The organism is Variovorax multivorans (assembly GCF_051216835.1).
Taxonomy (GTDB): domain Bacteria; phylum Pseudomonadota; class Gammaproteobacteria; order Burkholderiales; family Burkholderiaceae_C; genus Variovorax.
In genome coordinates this window covers 144,176-162,067 of sequence record NZ_JBPJZL010000004.1, presented here as the reverse complement: position 1 = coordinate 162,067, position 17,892 = coordinate 144,176, and the positions used below count along the sequence as shown (strand labels likewise).

Sequence of the window (17,892 nt, the reverse complement as noted above, 5' to 3'; positions counted from 1 at the left end):
GGGTTCAGCGGGGTGGACGGTCGTTGTCGAAACGCGTGGGATTGCTGCTGCCGACAGTGGTCACGCTCGGCGGCGCCTTGGTGTCCTTGATCTGCCGCGGCCACCAGCGTTCGATCTGGGCCTTTGCCCAATCCTTGCCGGCCAGCCCGAATGCCAGGGCCAACGCAAAAACCACGCCCGCCAGAATCACGAGGAAGCTCTCGCGCACGATGTCGCCACCCACCTTGATCTGGTCGAGCGCGATGAGAATCACGAAGGCCATCACCGCGTACTGCGCAACCTTGCCGAAGAGCACCGCGTCCTGCATCTTCACGCCGCGGAAATAGCTGCCCACCGCTTCGCCCACGAAGCGCGCGAAGTAGGAGCCGAAGGCCAGCACCAGCAACGCCACGAACACGTTCGGCACGAACCAGACGATGCGGCCCAGCAGATCGGCGATGTAGCTCAGCCCCATGCCGTTGAAGGCAATGAGCAGCGAAGCCAGGATCACCAGCCAGTACGTCAGGATGCCGAACAGGCTGCTGGTGTCCCCCGCCAGTCCGCCCTGGCGCAGGAAGTTGTCGAGCCCCGCGCGTTCGGTGAGCACGTTGAAGTTGATGGCGCGCAGCGCCTTCGTCACCGCGAAGCGGGCAGCCTTGGCGACCAGCCAGCCGACGAATACCACCACCAGCCCGATCAGCAGGCGCGGAATGAAGGCGCCGACCTGGTAGAGGATGGCGCGCAGCGGCTCCAGGTGAATGCCGAAATTTTCCATGGTGTGTCTTCCGGTGAAGGGGTGGCGTCAGTGGCTTCAGGCGCGGGACGACTGGATCAGCGCGAGCACGCCGTGCAGCGGAACCTGCGCCCACTCGATGCGGTTGCCGAGCTCGTAGCGCAGCTCGTAGAGGGCCTTGTCGAGCTCGAACAGCGCGAGCAGTTCGGCATCGAGCGGTGCGCCGTCGGGCGGCGCCAGCGTGGCGCCGTAGCCGGCCAGGAAGGCATCGCGCGTCGCCTGCTCCCAGGCGATGGCCGGCGCGGCCAGCCGCTCGGCTTCGTCGGTGCTCTGTGCCACGCGGCGCAGCGCCGACCAGCGGGCGTAGTTGAACGAACGCAGCATGCTCGCCACGTCGCGCAGGGGCGAACTCTTGGTGCGGCGCTCCTCGAAGCTGCGGGCGGGCTCGCCCTCGAAGTCGATGATGACGAAGTCGTTGTCCTTCACCAGCACCTGGCCCAGGTGGTAGTCGCCGTGGTAGCGGCTCTTGATACCGCCGCCTTCCACCGGGTGGCGCGCCTGGATGCCGGCGTGCAGCGCATCGGCCGCTTCCAGCAGGTTGCGCGCATCGGCCTGCGCGGTGGACGGCAGCAGGTCGAGCCGTTCGCGCAGCAGCGCGAGCGTGGTCGTGGCGTCGTTCGCCGCGTGCGTCTTGAAGCTGGCGAAGTCGGCTGCGGCCAGCGGCTCGGGGTCGAAGGCGGCCGAGCCGGTGCGCATGGCGAGCGCGCGGTGCAGCTCGGCAGTGCGCCGCCCCAGCGTGGCCATGAGCGCGAGGAAACCGCCGTGCACCGCGGCCACGTCGGGCATGTCACCGTCGGTGGTGGCCACATCGCGCAGGAAGCGTTCGAGGTAGCCGAGCGTGTAGTCCCAGCCGTCGCCCTGGTTGGCCATGTAGCTCTGCACCATCGCGAGCGTCATCGTGCGCCCGTCGTTGGTCATGTACTCGAGCGCACCGAGCACCGGCACGCAGTGCGGGTAGCGCGCCACCTCGGTCAGGAAGCGGCCCATCTCCAGCTCGGGGTTGATGCCTTCGCGCACGTGGCGGTAGCCCTTGAGGAACAGGGTCTCGTCCAGCGTGACCACGGTGTTGCTGCTCACGCCGCTCGGGCGGCCGACGGGCAGCGCGTCTATGTCGATGTCGGCGGCGATCTCCGCGAAGGCGGCCGTCGGTCTGAAGACCAGCTTGCCGTTCAGCGTCGGCAACTCGGTGCCGCTTGCGATGGCGTGCACCAGCGCGCGACAGAAGGCCTCGTCGTAGAAGGCATCGCCCATCAGGCCCACCTGCGCCTGCTGCCGCACCTTGGCGAGCGCGGCCTGCGCCACGCCGGCCATGCGCTCCTCGTCTCGCTCTTCCCAGGCCAGCGCAAGCGGCATGAAGTAGGTGGCGCCCCCGGCCGGGCCTTCGAGGTCGAGCAGCGACAGCATCCAGCTCAGGCCATTCACGTCCCACACGGCGTGGTCGAACAGCCGTGCGCGTTGGATGGCTGTGCCCTTGGAGGCGTACCAGCGCTGGATCTCGATGTGGCGCGGCAGCGTCTCCAGCTCGAACTGGCTGCGCATGCGCTCTGACATGCCGATGCGCCACGGCATCACGCGGTCGCGGAAGAAGCTGGTCCAGCCGTCGAAGAGCACCAGCGTGGGCCACTCCTGCAGCGCCACGCCCTGCTCGTGCCAGCTCGGCGCGTCAGCCTCTGCCGTGAGCTTGAACCAGTAGAAGCCGTACGAGGCCAGCGTGAGCAGGTACGGCAGCTCGCCGATGGGCGGAAACGGCGCGCGGCCCAGCATCTCGATCGGCACGAAGCCCTTGAACTCCGACAGGTCGAGCTCCACCGGCTGCGCGGCGCGCGAGAGGTTGAACACCGCGAGGATCACGTCGCCGTCGTACTCGCTCAGGTAGGCCAGGATCTTTCGGTTGCCCGGCTTCAGGAAGCGGCGCCTGCCGCGCCCGAATGCGTGGCTGGTCTTGCGCACGGCGAGCATGCGCTTGGTCCAGTTCAGCAGCGAGCTGCTGTCGCGCGCCTGCGTCTCGACGTTGAGCGCCTCGTAGCCGAACATCGGGTCCATGATCGGCTGCAGGTACAGGCGCTGCGGGTCGGCGCGCGAAAAGCCGGCGTTGCGGTCGGGGCTCCACTGCATGGGCGTGCGCACGCCGTTGCGGTCGCCCACGAACACGTTGTCTCCCATGCCGATCTCGTCGCCGTAGTAGATGATGGGCGAGCCCGGCATCGACAGCAGCATGCCGTTCATGAGCTTCACGCGGTCGAGGTCGTTTTCCATCAGCGGGGCCAGGCGCCGGCGAATGCCCAGGTTGATGCGCGCGCGCATGTCGGCCGCGTACATGGTGTACATGTAGTCGCGCTCCTTGCTGGTGACCATCTCGAGCGTGAGCTCGTCGTGGTTGCGCAGGAAGATGGCCCACTGGCAGCCCTCGGGGATGTCGGGCGTCTGCGCCATGATCTCGACGATTGGGTGCCGGTCTTCCTGCGCTATGGCCATGTACATGCGCGGCATCAACGGGAAGTGATACGCCATGTGGCACTCGTCGCCATCGCCGAAATACTCGCGCACGTCCTCCGGCCACATGTTGGCTTCGGCCAGCAGGAAGCGGTTCTTGTATTCCGCGTCGATGGCCGCGCGCAGCTGCTTGATCACCGCGTGGGTCTCGGGCAGGTTTTCGTTGCTGGTGCCGTCGCGCTCAACCAGGTAGGGAATGGCGTCGAGCCGGAAACCGTCCACGCCCATGTCGAGCCAGAAGCGCATGGTCTTCAGGATCGCCTCCATCAGCTTCGGGTTGTCGAAATTCAGGTCGGGCTGGTGGCTGAAGAAGCGGTGCCAGAAGTACTGCTTGGCCACCGGGTCCCAGGTCCAGTTCGAGGTCTCGGTGTCGGTGAAGATGATCCGCGTGCCCTGGTAGAGCTGGTCGGTGTCGCTCCACACATAGAAGTCGCGCTCGGGCGAACCAGGCGGCGCAAGCCGCGCGGCCTTGAACCACGGATGCTCGTTCGACGTGTGGTTGATGACCAGTTCGGTAATCACGCGCAGGCCCCGCTTGTGCGCCTCGGCCAGCATCTCGCGGAAGTCGTCGAGCGTGCCGTACTGCGGGTGCACGTCTTCGTAGCCGGAAATGTCGTATCCGTCGTCGCGCAGCGGCGAGGGATAAAACGGCATCAGCCAGATGGTGTTGACGCCCAGCTCCTTCACGTAGTCGAGCTTGGCGGTGACGCCCTTGAAGTCGCCCATGCCGTCGTTGTTGGAATCGAAGAAGGCCTTGACGTTGAGCTGGTAGATCACCGCGTCGCGGTACCACAGCGGATCGTCGCTGGTGTCGATCTCGACAGTCTCTAGTGCGATGTGGGAGACGGGTGCATTCATGGGCAGGCGACCTCACAGGAAGTAATCGAAGTCGCGCTCGTCGCCGTGGCGGCGACGGACCACGAAGATGTGCGCGGGCACGCTGTGGGGATCGAGCCGCACGTAGTGCCAGTCGCCCTGCCAGGTGAAGCGCTGGCCGCTGAGCAGGTCGTGCATCTGGAAGCTGCGACCGGCCGGCACGCCCACGCTGCCAGGTTCCAGTCCGAGCCAGCCCGACTGCATGTTGTGCGGATCGAGGTTGACCACGGTGACGATGACGTTGTCGCCATCTGGCGATTCCTTGGCATAGGCCAGCAACTGGTCGTTGTCGATGTGCAGGAAGCGCAGGCCCCTGTCCCAATGCAGCGCCGGGTTCTCGCGGCGGATGCGATTCACCCGCGCGATGAAGGGCGCGAGACTGGCGGGGTCGTCATGGTTCCAGTGGCGCAACTGGTACTTCTCGGAGTCGAGGTATTCCTCGCTGCCGGGTCCGCGCGGCAGGTGCTCGAGCAGTTCGTAGGCCGGCCCGTACATGCCGTAGTTGGCCGCGAGCGTGGCGGCCAGCACCAGCCGCGACATGAACACGGCGGGCTCACCGGCCTGCAGCTGCTCGTGAAGGATGTCGGGCGTGTTGGGCCACGCGTTGGGGCGGAAGTAGTCGATGCCGGGGCCGCTCGAGAGCTCGGTGAAGTACTCCTGCAACTCCTCCTTCGTGTTGCGCCAGGTGAAGTAGGTGTACGACTGCGAGAAGCCCAGCTTCGCGAGCCGGTGCATCACCTTCGGCCGCGTGAAGGCTTCGGCCAGGAAGATCACGTCGGGGTGCACGCGCTTCACCTCGCCGATGGCCCACTCCCAGAACGGGAAGGCCTTGGTGTGCGGGTTGTCCACGCGGAAGATGCGCACGCCCTCGCCGATCCAGTGGTCGAACACGCTCTTGAGTTCGGCCCACAGGCCTCGCCAGTCTTCGCACTCGAAGTTGAAGGGATAGATGTCCTGGTATTTCTTGGGCGGGTTCTCGGCGTACTGCACGCTGCCATCGGGGCGCCAGCGGAACCAGTCGGGGTGCGCCTTCACATAGGGGTGGTCGGGCGCGCACTGGAAGGCGATGTCCAGCGCGATCTCCAGGCCGTGCTCCGCGGCGCGTGCGAGCAGGTGCCTGAAGTCTTCTTCGGTGCCAAGCTCCGGAAGGATCGACTTGTGCCCGCCTTCGGCCGCACCGATGGCCCACGGGCTTCCCACGTCGCCGGGGCCGGCTTCGAGCGCGTTGTTGGGGCCCTTGCGCTGCTCGCGGCCGACGGGGTGGATCGGCGGAAAGTACAGCACGTCGAAGCCCATCGCGGCGATGGCCGGCAAGCGCGCCTCCACGTCCCTGAAGGTGCCGTGCACGCCGGGCGCGGGGCCGGTCGAGCGCGGGAACAACTCGTACCAGGTGCTGAAGCGCGCGCGCTCGCGGTCGGCCACCAGCGGCAGCTCGACCGGGTGGCGCACCTGATGCCGGCGGTCTGGATGGCGACGCGCCAGCTCGGCGTACTCGTCGTCGAGCGCGAGCGCCTTCAGCGAGACGACGTCGTACGCGGGGCTGGCCGCCACGGCATCGAGCTCGGTGGCCCAGCGGTTCAACGCGGTGCGATCGGCGCCCTCGGCGCGCGCAGCGGCGGCAGCGATTTCCAGCGCGCCGACCTGCGCGGCAATGCGCACGTCATCGGGGTCGACGCGCCGCGTCATCTCGCTGCGCCACGACTCGAACGGGTCCACCCAGGCGACGGCGGTGTAGACGTAGCGCCCGATCGACGGCGGTGAAAACGCAGCCTCCCACACGTCGTTGCCGAGCGGCTTCATCGGCACTTCGCGGAATGCGGCCTGAGCCTGAGCCTGAGCCTGGGCCTGGGCCTGGGCTTGATCTTGCGCGCGCCAGCACAGCTGCACGCGCAGCACGTCGTGCCCATCGGTGAAGCAATGGGCGCGAACCCGCACCCGCTCGCCGGCCACGCACTTCACCGGGAAGCGGCCGTTGTCCACGCACGGCAACACGGCATCGATGACCGCGCGGACCGCGCCGTCATCGACGCCGATGTCGGTCCCGCCCGCTGCGGGGGCGGGCTTGGTCGAGAAAATGTTCTTCATCAGGGACGGTGCTCCAGGATCAGCGTGGACAGCGGCGGCAAGGTGATGCACACCGATTGCCTGCGGCCGTGGGAACGCACGGGCGCCGCTTCGACGCCCCCGAAATTGCCCCAGCCCGCTCCGCCGAACTCCGTCGCGTCGGTGTTGATCAGCTCGCGCCAGTGGCCGCCCAGCGGCACGCCGAGCAGGTAGTTGGTGCGCGGCACAGGGGTCATGTTGCTCACCGCCAGCAAGGGCGGGCTGCCGTCACTCGCCTTGCGCAGGAAGGCGAACACGCTGGTGTCGGCATCGTCGGCCGCGACCCACTCGAACCCCGAGGACGAAAAGTCGACCTGGTGGAGCGCGGGCGCGCCGCGGTAGACGCGATTGAGCTGGGCCACGAGGCGCTGCAGGCCGCGGTGCCCTTCCTGTTTGCAGACCCACCATTCGAGCTCGCCGTCGTGCGTCCACTCGCGCCGCTGGCCGAACTCGCCACCCATGAAGAGCAGCTTCTTGCCCGGATGCGCCCACATGAAGCCGTAGAGCGCGCGCAGGTTGGCGAACTGCTGCCAGGCGTCGCCGGGCATCTTGTTGAGCAGCGAGCCCTTGCCGTGCACCACCTCGTCGTGCGAGAGCGGCAGCACGAAGTTCTCGTGGAAGGCGTACACCAGCGAGAAGGTCAGCTTGTGATGGTGGTACTTGCGGTGGACCGGCTCCTGCTTCATGTAGGCCAGTACGTCGTGCATCCAGCCCATGTTCCATTTCTCGCCGAAGCCCAGGCCGTCCATGTCGGTGGGCCGTGACACGCGCGGCCACGCGGTCGATTCCTCGGCCACCGTGATGGTGTCGGGGTGCTCGCGGTACACGGCACGGTTCAGCGTCTGGAGGAAGTCGATGGCCTCCAGGTTCTCGCGGCCGCCGTGGCGGTTCGGAATCCACTCGCCGTGCTCTCGCGCGTAGTCGAGGTACAGCATCGAGGCAACGGCGTCCACGCGCAGCCCGTCGAGGTGGTACAGGTTCAGCCAGAACAGCCCCGACGACACCAGAAAGCTGCGCACCTCAGGCCGGCCGTAGTTGAAGATGCTGGAGTTCCACTCCGGGTGAAAGCCCTGGCGCGGATCGGCATGTTCGTAGAGGTGCGTGCCGTCGAAGTACCCGAGCCCGTGCTCGTCGGTCGGAAAGTGCGAAGGCACCCAGTCGAGCAGCACGCCGATGCCCTGCTGATGCAGGTGATCGACGAGGTACATGAAGTCCTGCGGCGACCCGAAACGCGCGGTGGGCGCGAAGTAGCCGGTGGTCTGGTAGCCCCACGAACCGTAGAAGGGATGATCGGTCACGGGCATGAGCTCCACGTGCGTGAAGCCCATCTCGTTCACGTAGGCGGCAAGCTGGTGCGCCATCTCGCGATAGTCGAGAAACAGGCCATCGCGGCGCCGCCATGAGCCCAGGTGCACCTCGTAGACCGACATGGGGGCGTCCAGCGCATTGCGCGGCCCGCGCGTCGCCATCCACTCGGCGTCACCCCATTCGTAAGAAAGTTCGCAGATGCGCGACGCGGTGGCGGGCGGCGGCTCCGCGCTGAAGGCGACAGGGTCGGCCTTGTCGACCGTGTAGCCGCCATGGCGGGAACGGATGCGGTACTTGTAGGCCTGGCCGATCGCGGCATGGGGAACCTGCCCTTGCCATATGCCCGTGCCGTCGGGGCTCGGTGCCAGCGGGTCGGCGTCGCCGGACCAGTAATTCCAGTCGCCGACCACCGAGACGGACTCCGCATTCGGCGCCCACACCGCGAACCGGGCGCCGCCCTCTTCCAGCGGGTGGCAACCCAGCAGGTCGTACAGGCGGGAGTGGGTTCCCTCGCGGAAAAGATAAGCGTCTCGCTCGCTCTGGAGTGAATGGTTCGACTGCACCGGCGCTCCTGTTGAAGGCCTGCGGAACTGTTGTTCGAAGACCGACTTCGGTTCTCGCATGGCCTGTGCCAATTTGCAGGCGTGCGGCACGCCGCGGTTACGGTCTGCGCCGCCTCGCCGTGTCGGAGAGTTGCCCGAGTCGCCCGCCGGTGCGCACGCCGGCGGGTGATAAAAAGACAGCCCCAGGCCACGATGTGTGTTCATGACCGACCTTGATGCCCCCGCGCTCGCATTGCTCGACACCTGCTCGCAGGCCTCGCTCGCGCTTCTGGAACGCAACCTGACGCCGCACGGCATCCTGGCAGCGCTTAGGACCGAGGCCGCCGAGGCGCGGCGCTACACGCGCATCTTCGGACGCGACGCCGCGATATGTGTGATCGCGATGTGCGGCAGCGGCGTGCCCGCGCTGGAACAAGGTGCAGTGGCGAGCCTCGACGCGCTCGCGGCACAACAGGCGGCCAACGGACAGATTCCCAAATACGTCGACCCGGAGGGCCGCGATGCCGACTTCTGGTACCTGGGCTGTATCGACGCCACCCTGTGGTGGCTGATTGCCGTGGACCACGTGCGCCGCCATGGACAGGTCGGCCCGTCGCACTGGGCCCGCGAGGTGAGCCGCGCGGTCGACTGGCTGCTGGCGCAGGAGCACCAGCATTTCCGGCTGCTGCAGCAGAACGAGGCCAGCGACTGGGCCGACATCATGCCGCGCTCGGGCTACGTGCTGTACAGCAATGCGCTCTGGTATGAGGTCAAGCGCCGCTATGCACTCGATCATGCCGAGGCAACGCAGCACCACTTCAACCACCTGTTCAATCCGTTCCAGCGCGACCTGCCCGAATACCACCGGGCCCGGCTGCTGCAGCACTATGCGCGCCGCGGCCGGCGCGACCCCGGCCTGTACCTCAGCTTCGTCAACCTGGCCGTGGTCGGCGACGAGGGGGACGTGTTCGGCAACGTGCTGGCCATACAGAGCGGGCTGGCCGACTCGGCCATGGCACACCGCATCGTCGACACCATCACGCAGGCGCATGCCGCAGAGCCCTACCCCGTGCGCGTGGTGCTGCATCCGCTGTCGCGCCAGCACCCGCTGTGGCGGGCGTACATGGGGCGCCATCAGCAGAACATCGTGCACCAGTACCACAACGGCGGCATCTGGCCCTTCGTCGGTGGCTTCTGGGTGATGGCGCTCGCCAGGCTGGGCTTGCATGAACAGGCCTGGTCCGAACTCGTGCGGCTGGCGCAGGTCAACGCGCTCGACGACTGGCGCTTCACCGAGTGGTTCCACGGCCGGACGCTTGCGCCCATGGGCATGGCCGGGCAGAGCTGGAATGCAGCGACCTTTCTGCTCGCCCGGCGCGCCTTGCTGGGCGGCGGCGCGGCTTATTGACGCCGCATGCGTGTCGGCCTGGGCCGACATTGCCGGCGCAGGCAGACGCAGCGCAATGGACCGCAATAGCCAGCGGACTGTGCCCTCGTCGCCGAAGGCGGTGGTAACGCTGAGACACCATGCCGCGCGGCCCCTATAAGGAAATGCGTCACCCCTAGAACAAGTCCGTCTTTGCGCCAGCACCGGGACGCTCCTACCGTCATGCCTCCGACATCGACACCGAAGAGGAAGTCACGTGAGCCCGTCCAGCCCGTCCCGCCCATCCCGAATTTCCAGGCGCATACGCCGCATCAAGCCCTCCCCCAGCAGCGCCGCCGCGGACCGGTTCGCCGAGCTGCGCAGGGCCGGCAAGGACATCATCAACCTCGCCATCGGTGAACCCGATTTCGACACGCCCGCGCACATCCGCGAAGCTGGCTGCGCGGCCATCGAGCGCGGCGAGACGCGCTACACGCCCGTCGCCGGCACCCTGGCGCTGCGCGAAGCCATCGCAGCCAAGCTCCTGCGCGAGAACGGCCTGAGCTACAGCCCGCGCGAGATCATCGTCACGGTCGGCGCCAAGCATGCGCTGTTCAACGCGCTGTCGGTAACGGTCGAAGAAGGGCACGAGGTGATCGTGCCGGCGCCGTACTGGGTGTCGTACCCCGACATGGTGCTGGCCTGCGACGGCACGCCGGTCACCGTGACCTGCAGGGAAGAAGACGATTTCCGTCTCACTCCAGAGGCGCTTGAAGCAGCCATCACGCCGAACACGCGCTGGCTGGTTTTCAACTCGCCCACCAATCCCACCGGCACGACCTACACCGCCGAGCAACTGCGCGCGCTCGCCGACGTGCTGATGCGCCACCCCCAGGTCATGGTGCTGACCGACGACATCTACGAGCACATCCGTTTCACCGATGCGGCGCCGCCCCATCTGCTGGCCATCGAGCCCGGCCTGCGCGACCGCACGCTGGTGGTGAACGGCGTGTCCAAGACCTACGCGATGACGGGCTGGCGCATCGGCTATGCGGCCGGCCCCGCGGACATCATCGCGGCGCTGGACATGCTGCAGTCGCAGTCGACCAGCGGTGCATCGTCGGTAAGCCAGGCCGCGGCCGTGGCGGCCCTGAACAGCGACGCGGCCTTTCTTCCCGACTGGGTTGCCACCTACAGGCAGCGCCGCGACACCGCGACCCGCCTGCTCAACGACATTCCGGGCATTCGCGCCCGCGCACCGGGCGGCGCGTTCTACCTCTACCCCCACTGCGGCGGCCTGATCGGCAAGCAAACGCCCGAGGGCAAGACGCTGGAGACCGACAACGACGTCGTGATCTACCTGCTCGAAGCGGGCGGCGTCATGGTGCTGGCGGGCACGGCGTATGGGGTATCTCCCTACTTCCGCATGTCGACGGCCACGAGCGTCGAGCAGATCGAGGAAGGCTGCCGGCGCATCGCCTCGGCAGTGGCGAAGCTCGCCTGACCTCCGGGCTGCGGACCTTGCCTATCAAGAATCCTTATAGGCGAAGGTCCATAACGTATTGGCCGCCGCAGCGCCCTCTTCCTACTATTCCTTCAACCCTTCCATGACCCGGAGAAAAGCAATGAGCTACCCCACGAACTCGAGATTGCGCGGCGCGGCCCTGGTGGCCATTGCCGCGATTGCCGGCTTCTGCACATTGGCGCCCGCCAGTGCGCAGACCGACACCTTCAAGATCGGTGTCATCGCGCCCATGAGCGGCCCCAATGCCCGCTACGGCGCCTTCGCGAACAAGGGCGCGGCGCTCGCCGCCAAGGAAATCAACGCCGCCGGCGGCGTGCTCGGCAAGCAGATCGAGCTCGTGAGCGGGGACAGCCAGTGCGTGCCGGCGGAAGGCGTTGCCGCCATGCAGCGCATGATCAGCCTGGAGAAAACACCAGTGATCATCGGCGACGTCTGCAGCTCGGTCACGCTGGCGATGCAGCCGCTGGCCGAAGAGTCGAAGGTGCTGCTCGTGAACGCGGCCTCGTCGAACCCCGACATCACCTACAAGGCCGGCGTGGGCGGCTTCAAGTGGACCTTCCGCAACTACCCGACCGACGAGGTGCGGGCCGCGACGGTGCTGGAGTACGCCTCGAAGACCAAGGGCTTCAAGAAGTTCGCGGTGCTCTCTGTCGACAGCGACTACGGCCGCGGCGCCATCAAGTTCACCAAGCGCTACCTGCCGAAGTACGAGGGCGCCGAGATCCTGAGCGAGGACTACTACAAGGACTCGGAGACCGACTTCCGCTCGGTGCTGAGCAAGATCCGCCGCTCGGGCGCGCAGGCCATCATCCTCTACGGGCAGGCCGACACCACGCCGATCATCGCCCGCCAGATGCTCGAACTCGGGCTGGCCGGCAAGGTCGCGCTGGTCGGCAACGGCGAGTTCAACACCAAGGAAACCATCGCCGCCGCGCCGAAGGTCATGAACGGCGCGGTCGAGGCCGCCGCGTGGCTACCCGAGGTGCCGGCGCCGCGCAGCCTCAAGTTCGTGGAGGACTACAAGAAGGCCAACGGCGGCGAGATGCCGAACAACCATGCCTACACGCACTACGACACGCTGAACCTCGTCGTGGCCGCGATCAAGAGCGCCAACAGCCTGAAGGCCGAGGACATCCGCAACGCCATGGCGAAGATCAAGTACGACAGCCCCATGGGCGTCGTGACCTTCGACGACCACAACCAGGCAGTCATGCCCATGGTGCTGCTCGAGATCACCGACGGCAAGCCGGCCATCAAGGGAATGATCGCGACCAAGGTCGACTACGCGGCCGGCGCGAAGTGAAGAAGAAGCGCCTTCTGCGGCCTGAGATAACACCGTGAGCTCATTCCTTCTCGAACAGATCGTCAACGGCATCATCACCGGGTCGGTCTACGCCCTGGTGGCCGCCGGCATGACGATGATCTTCGGCGTGCTGCGGGCCATCAACTTCGCCCACGGCGAGTACTACATGCTGGGCACCTTCGCGGCCTGGTGGGTCATGTCGAAGCTGATGGCCGACTACAGCCTGGCCATCGTCGGCGGCGTGGCCATCGTCAGCGTTGTCGCCGTGCTGATCGGGCGCAGCGTGATGCAGCGGCTCATCGGCCAGCCCTTTCAGGCCGGCGTGCTGGCCACGCTGGGGCTTTCGCTCATCCTGCAGAACGTGGTCATCCTGGCCTTCGGTGGTGGCTACAAGGTGTTCTCGGGCGGCTGGCTCGAACCCATCGAGCTCGGCGACTTCGGCATGTCGCAGCAGCGCGTGATCCTGGTCGTCGTCACCATCGCGGTGTTCGCCGGGCTCGAATGGATGGTGCGCAGCACGCGCCTGGGCCGCTCGATTCGCGCCGTGTCGCAGAACATCGAGTGCTGCCAGGTCAACGGCATCGACGTCGAGCAGGTGGTGCGCCGCACCTTCCTGATCGGCGTGGCCATCGCTGCGCTCTCCGGCATCCTGACGGGGCCGATCAACGTGAGCATCTACGGCGGCATGGGCGAGTCGATCACGCTGAAGACCTTCGCCGTCATCGTGATGGGCGGCATGGGCAACGTGCGCGGCACGCTCATCGCCGGCTGCCTGCTGGGCGTCATCGAGAGCCTCGTCGCCGGCTTCATCGGCCTGCAGTACCGCGACTCCGTCGGCTTCATCGTGCTTCTGCTCATGCTCATGTTCCGGCCGCACGGCCTGTTCAGCAGCAAGGCCCGCTTCTGAGAGCGTCAACGTCATGAAACAGGCAATCTTGTCAAACACCACGCTGGACACGCCGCGTCTGCCGGCCGCCCGGGTCGCCGCGGTCAACTGGAGCGCATGCGCCGTCGGCGTGGTCGCGCTGCTTTGCGCGCCGCTCTTCCTCGGCGACTACTACCTGCACGCGATGGTCCTCGCGATGATCTTCCTGCTGCCGGCACTCGGCCTGAACCTCATCCTGGGCTACACGGGCATGCTGTCGCTCGCGCAGGGCGTGTTCTTCGGGCTCGGTGCGTATGCGTCGGCCCTCATGTCGATCCACTTCGGCACGCCGTTCCTGGTGAACTTCCTGGTCGCTGGCCTGGTGGCCGGGCTGGTCGCGTTGCCGCTGGGCATTCCGGCGCTGCGGCTGCGCGACACCTCCTTCGTGATGTGCACGCTCGGCATGGTGGTCATCGCGCAGATGGTGTCGAAGAACTGGATCGACCTGACGCGCGGCGACATGGGGCTGTCGGGCGTGGCCCGGCCGCGCCTGGGCTTTGGCGACTGGGTCTACACCGTCATCAAGGCGCCCGAGTACTTCTACCTGGTGCTCGCCGTTGCCGCACTGGCGGTTGCTGCGTTCGTCGCACTGATCCGCTCGCCCGCCGGCCGCTGCATGGTGGCCATTCGCGACAACGAGACGCTGGCCGAATCGCTGGGCGTGCCGACCTGGACCTACAAGCTGCTGGTCTTCATGCTGAGCGCCGTCTTCGCGGGGCTCGGCGGCAGCCTCTACGCACATTTCTCGACGGTCGTGAGCCCGCTGGTCTTCCAGGCCTACTACTCCAACACCATCCTGATCATCGTGCTGGGCGGTGGTGTGGGCAAGGTGCCGGGCGCCATCATCGGAAGCTTCGTCTTCGTGGCGTTGTCCGAGGCGTTGCGCATCACGCCGGAGCTGCGCATGGTGATCTACGGCTTCGTGCTGCTGGGGCTGGTTTTCCTGTTCCCACAGGGGCTGGCGCCGCTGTTCCAGCGTGCGGCAGAACGCATTGCCGGTATCGGAAAGGGGCCACGCGATGTCCGCTGAACCCGCAATGCTGCGCATCGAAGGCCTGCGCAAGAACTACGGTGCCGTCGCGGCGCTCCAGGGCGTGGACATCGAAGTCCGCCGCGGCGAGGTGATGGGGCTCATCGGCCCCAACGGCTCGGGCAAGTCGACGCTGTTCGACTGCTGCACCGGCCTGCAGCGCAGCGACTCGGGCCGCGTGCTGCTCAAGGGCGTGGACATCACCGGCTGGCCGATGAACCGCATTGCCCGCGAGGGCCGCTTTCTGCGCAGCTTCCAGAAGACGGTGGTCTTCCCCACGCTGGACTCCGAAGAAAACCTCGTGCTGGCCGGGCAGATGTCGCGCTTTCCGAACGTGCTGTCTACCTTCTGGGTCGGGCCATCGGCCAAGAGGCGCATCAAGGCCCTGCGCGAACGCGCGAAGGAACTGATCGAGGTGACGGGGCTGGCACGCGTGGCGCACCTGCCTGCCGGCAACATGTCGGGCGGGCAGCAGAAGCTGCTGCAGTTCGCGTCGATGCTGATGCCCGAGCCCGAGCTGATCCTGCTGGACGAACCGCTGGCGGGCATCAACCCGGTGCTCATCGAGAAGGTCATCCAGTGCATCGAGCACGCAAACCAGAAGCTGGGCGTGACCTTCGTGGTGATCGAGCACAACACCGACGTGCTGATGAACCTCAGCCACCGCGTGGTCGTGCTGCACCAGGGCGCCAAGCTGGCCGACGCCACGCCGGAAGAAGTCGTTCGCAACCCGGAGGTCATCGAGGCCTACCTCGGCGGCTGACACGGAGAACAGCATCATGGAACTCGAAATCGACAACCTCCGCGCTGGCTACGGCCATCTGGACATCCTGCACGGCGTGGACCTGAAGATCCGGCACGGCGAATTCGTCACGCTGCTGGGGCCCAACGGGGCCGGCAAGTCGACGCTGCTGAAGTCGCTCTTCGGCATGACCACCCACAAGGGCGGCGCGATCCGCTGGAAGGGCAAGGACATTGCGGGCCTGCGCCCGCAGGCGATGCTCGGCCACGGCATTGCCTACGTGCCGCAGGGCCGCTGCAACTTCCAGCTGATGTCCATCGACGAGAACCTCGAGATGGCGGCCTACACCATCAAGGGCGGCGACCTGAAAGGCGAGCGCGAGTACGTCTACGACCTCTTCCCCATTCTGCGCAAGCGCCGCAACGAGCTCGCCGGCAACATGTCCGGCGGCGAGCAGCAGCTGCTCGAAATGGCGATGGCCGTGCTGCGCCGGCCCGAGATCCTGCTGGTGGACGAGCCCTCGGTGGGCCTCTCGCCGCAGGCGATCACGCTGGTCTTCAACGAACTCAGGCGCCTGCACAAGGGCGGCCGCACGATCCTGCTGGTCGAGCAGAACACCCGCAAGGCCATGGAGGCCGCAGAGCGCGCCGTGGTGCTGCGCCTGGGCAAGGTCATCTGGGACAGCCCGGTCGAGGCGCTGAGCACCGCCGACCTGGGCGAACTGTTCATGACGGGCAGGCGCGCATCCGACGCGGCCACTGCCTGAGCACCACACATCTCAACCGAACACTCAAGGAGCTGAAAGGCATGAAACTGGCATTTGACACGGGTGGCACGTTCACCGACTTCGCGATGACGGAGGACGACGGCACCATCCTGCTGCACAAGGTTTTGAGCACGCCCGATGCGCCCGCGCGCGCCGTGCTCCAGGGCGTGGACGAGCTGCTGGCCAAGGTGCGCGCCCGCGATGGCGGCAAGGCCAAAAGCAACGGCCAGCTGCAGATTCTTGGCGCGACCACGGTCGTGACCAACGCGGTGCTGGAGCGCCGTGGCGTGCACACCGCCTTCATCACCACCGACGGCTTCCAGGACATGCTGCGCATTCGCACGGAGGGGCGCTATGACCTGTACGACCTGCGCATCCAGTACCCCGATCCGCTGGTGTCGCGCGAGCTGTGCTTCGGCGTGGAAGAGCGCATTGCCGCGGACGGCACGGTGATCAAGGCGCTCGACGAAGACGGCGTGCGCACCATCGCCCGCGTGCTGCTTGACAAGAAGGTGGAGTCGGTGGCCGTGTGCCTGCTGCACGCCTACAAGTACGCGCAGCACGAGCGGCGCGTGGCGGAGATCCTGGCCGAGGTCGCGCCGGGCATCTCGGTCTCGCTGTCTTCGACGGTGTGCCCCGAGGTGCGCGAATACGACCGCGCCTCGACCACCGTCGTCAACGCCTACACGCGGCCGATGATGGTCGGGCACGTGAACCACCTCGAGCGCGAGCTGTCGCAGCGTGGCGTCGAAGGGCAGTTGCTCTGGATGACTTCGAGCGGCGGCGTGGTGCCGAGCTCTTCAGCCTCGCGCACGCCGGTGCGGTTGATCGAATCGGGGCCGGCCGCTGGCGCCGTGGCGGCGGCGGACTATGCGCGCCAGGCCGGCGAGTCGAGCGTGCTGTCGTTCGACATGGGCGGCACGACCGCCAAACTGTGCCTGATTCCGAACGGCCAGCCGATGGTGGCCAACGACCTCGAAGTGGCCCGCCACGAGCGCTTCCGCAAGGGCAGCGGCTTTCCTCTCAAGATCCAGTCGATCCACATGATCGAGATCGGCGCGGGCGGCGGCAGCATCGCGGCGCGCAACAAGCTCGGCCTGCTGGGCGTGGGGCCTCGCAGCGCGGCTGCGGCGCCGGGGCCGGCCTGCTACGGGCGCGGCGGCACGGAGCCGACGGTGACCGATGCCGACCTGCTGCTGGGCTACCTGAACGAAAACTCCTTCCTGGGCGGCGACTTCGCGCTCGACAAGCCCGCCGCCGAATCGGCGATGGCACGGCTCGCGAAGGAGCTCGGCATTTCGCTCGAGCGCTGCGCCTGGGGCATCCACGACATGGTCAATGAGAGCATGGCCGAGGCCGCCTCGATGCAGGCCACCGACAGCGGCGTCGACCCGCGCGCCCTGCCGCTGATCGCCTTCGGTGGGGCCGGCCCGGTGCATGCCTACGGCGTGGCCCGCAAGCTGGGCATCCGCAAAGTGATCTGCCCGCTGGGCGCCGGTGTTACCTCAGCCATCGGGCTGCTGGGCGCGCCGGTGGCGGCGGACCTGTCGGCAAGCCTGCCGATGCGCATCTCGGCATGGAATCCGAGCGCGGTGAACGTGGTGAAGGCCACCCTCGCCGACCAGGGGCGCGAAGTGGTGCTGGCGAGCAAGGTGCCGGTGGACCACATCAGCTACTCGTACACCGTGGACATGCGCCACGTGGGCCAGGGCTACGAAATCTCCGTGCCGCTGCCAGAGCTGGACCCGGCGGACCCGAAGTTCGTCGAGGAACTGCTGGCCCGCTTCCATGCCAACTACGTGGCCCTGTACGGCCGCGCCGTCAGCGGCACCGACGCGGAGGTCATCACCTGGCGCGTGCGTGCCAGCGGGCCGAAGGCGCCGGTGTCGCTCGCAAGCCTGCGCGGCGAGTCGAATGTGGCGCGCGATGCACGCAAGGGCACGCGGCCGGTCTTCTTCCCGGAGCTCGGCAAGTACGTCGACACGCCGGTCTACGACCACTATGCGCTGGTGCCCGGCGTTCCGGTCGAGGGGCCGGCGATCATCGAGCAGCGCGAGTCGACCGTGGTGATGGGGCCCAATGCCAGCGCCTCGCTCGATGCCCAACACAACCTGATCATGCTTTTGTCCTGAGGTCTTCTT

The 17,892-nt window shown here is 67.0% G+C and carries 12 protein-coding genes; 8 read left to right on the top strand and 4 right to left on the bottom strand.

The window, feature by feature from the left end:
• Positions 1 to 4 precede the first annotated feature (4 nt).
• From ACSFCA_RS10995 to glgB, 4 genes are read right to left on the bottom strand one after another with little or no spacing between them, the layout of a single operon-like run.
• Entirely contained in the window at positions 5 to 754 is a 750-nt protein-coding gene (locus ACSFCA_RS10995) for a mechanosensitive ion channel family protein (RefSeq protein WP_258349902.1), read from the bottom strand.
• Between the two features lie 36 nt (positions 755 to 790).
• Positions 791 to 4,123, bottom strand: coding sequence for a maltose alpha-D-glucosyltransferase (treS, locus tag ACSFCA_RS10990; protein WP_435459542.1), 3,333 nt, complete (start codon positions 4,121 to 4,123; stop codon positions 791 to 793).
• A gap of 12 nt (positions 4,124 to 4,135) precedes the next feature.
• On the bottom strand, positions 4,136 to 6,226 hold the full coding sequence (locus tag ACSFCA_RS10985) for an alpha-1,4-glucan--maltose-1-phosphate maltosyltransferase (RefSeq protein WP_435459541.1): 2,091 nt from the start codon (positions 6,224 to 6,226) through the stop codon (positions 4,136 to 4,138).
• Positions 6,226 to 8,115 (bottom strand): 1,4-alpha-glucan branching protein GlgB, encoded by a 1,890-nt coding sequence (gene glgB, locus ACSFCA_RS10980; protein ID WP_435459540.1) that lies wholly within the window; start codon positions 8,113 to 8,115, stop codon positions 6,226 to 6,228. Before glgB ends, ACSFCA_RS10985 begins: the two co-directional genes overlap by 1 nt.
• A 202-nt stretch (positions 8,116 to 8,317) precedes the next feature.
• Between glgB and ACSFCA_RS10975 the strand changes: the two genes are divergently transcribed.
• The 8 genes from ACSFCA_RS10975 to ACSFCA_RS10940 all read left to right on the top strand — a co-directional run bounded on the left by ACSFCA_RS10975 (position 8,318) and on the right by ACSFCA_RS10940 (position 17,883).
• Entirely contained in the window at positions 8,318 to 9,502 is a 1,185-nt protein-coding gene (locus ACSFCA_RS10975; RefSeq protein WP_435459539.1) for an amylo-alpha-1,6-glucosidase, read from the top strand.
• A gap of 235 nt (positions 9,503 to 9,737) precedes the next feature.
• Complete coding sequence (locus ACSFCA_RS10970; protein ID WP_435459538.1) at positions 9,738 to 10,964, top strand: aspartate transaminase; 1,227 nt, start codon at positions 9,738 to 9,740, stop codon at positions 10,962 to 10,964.
• Between the two features lie 121 nt (positions 10,965 to 11,085).
• Positions 11,086 to 12,288 carry an ABC transporter substrate-binding protein gene (locus ACSFCA_RS10965; protein ID WP_435459537.1) on the top strand — a complete coding sequence of 401 codons (1,203 nt, stop codon included), beginning with the start codon at positions 11,086 to 11,088 and terminating at the stop codon, positions 12,286 to 12,288.
• A gap of 34 nt (positions 12,289 to 12,322) precedes the next feature.
• Positions 12,323 to 13,195: a branched-chain amino acid ABC transporter permease gene (locus ACSFCA_RS10960; protein ID WP_435459536.1), complete on the top strand. Its 873-nt coding sequence runs from the start codon at positions 12,323 to 12,325 to the stop codon at positions 13,193 to 13,195.
• Between the two features lie 13 nt (positions 13,196 to 13,208).
• Entirely contained in the window at positions 13,209 to 14,243 is a 1,035-nt protein-coding gene (locus ACSFCA_RS10955) for a branched-chain amino acid ABC transporter permease (protein ID WP_435459535.1), read from the top strand.
• Positions 14,233 to 15,006, top strand: a complete 774-nt coding sequence (locus ACSFCA_RS10950; protein ID WP_435459534.1) for an ABC transporter ATP-binding protein — start codon at positions 14,233 to 14,235, stop codon at positions 15,004 to 15,006. Before ACSFCA_RS10955 ends, ACSFCA_RS10950 begins: the two co-directional genes overlap by 11 nt.
• A 16-nt stretch (positions 15,007 to 15,022) precedes the next feature.
• Entirely contained in the window at positions 15,023 to 15,751 is a 729-nt protein-coding gene (locus tag ACSFCA_RS10945) for a branched-chain amino acid ABC transporter ATP-binding protein (protein WP_435459533.1), read from the top strand.
• A 41-nt stretch (positions 15,752 to 15,792) separates the two neighbouring features.
• Positions 15,793 to 17,883 (top strand): hydantoinase/oxoprolinase family protein, encoded by a 2,091-nt coding sequence (locus tag ACSFCA_RS10940; protein WP_435459532.1) that lies wholly within the window; start codon positions 15,793 to 15,795, stop codon positions 17,881 to 17,883.
• Positions 17,884 to 17,892: the final 9 nt, after the last annotated feature.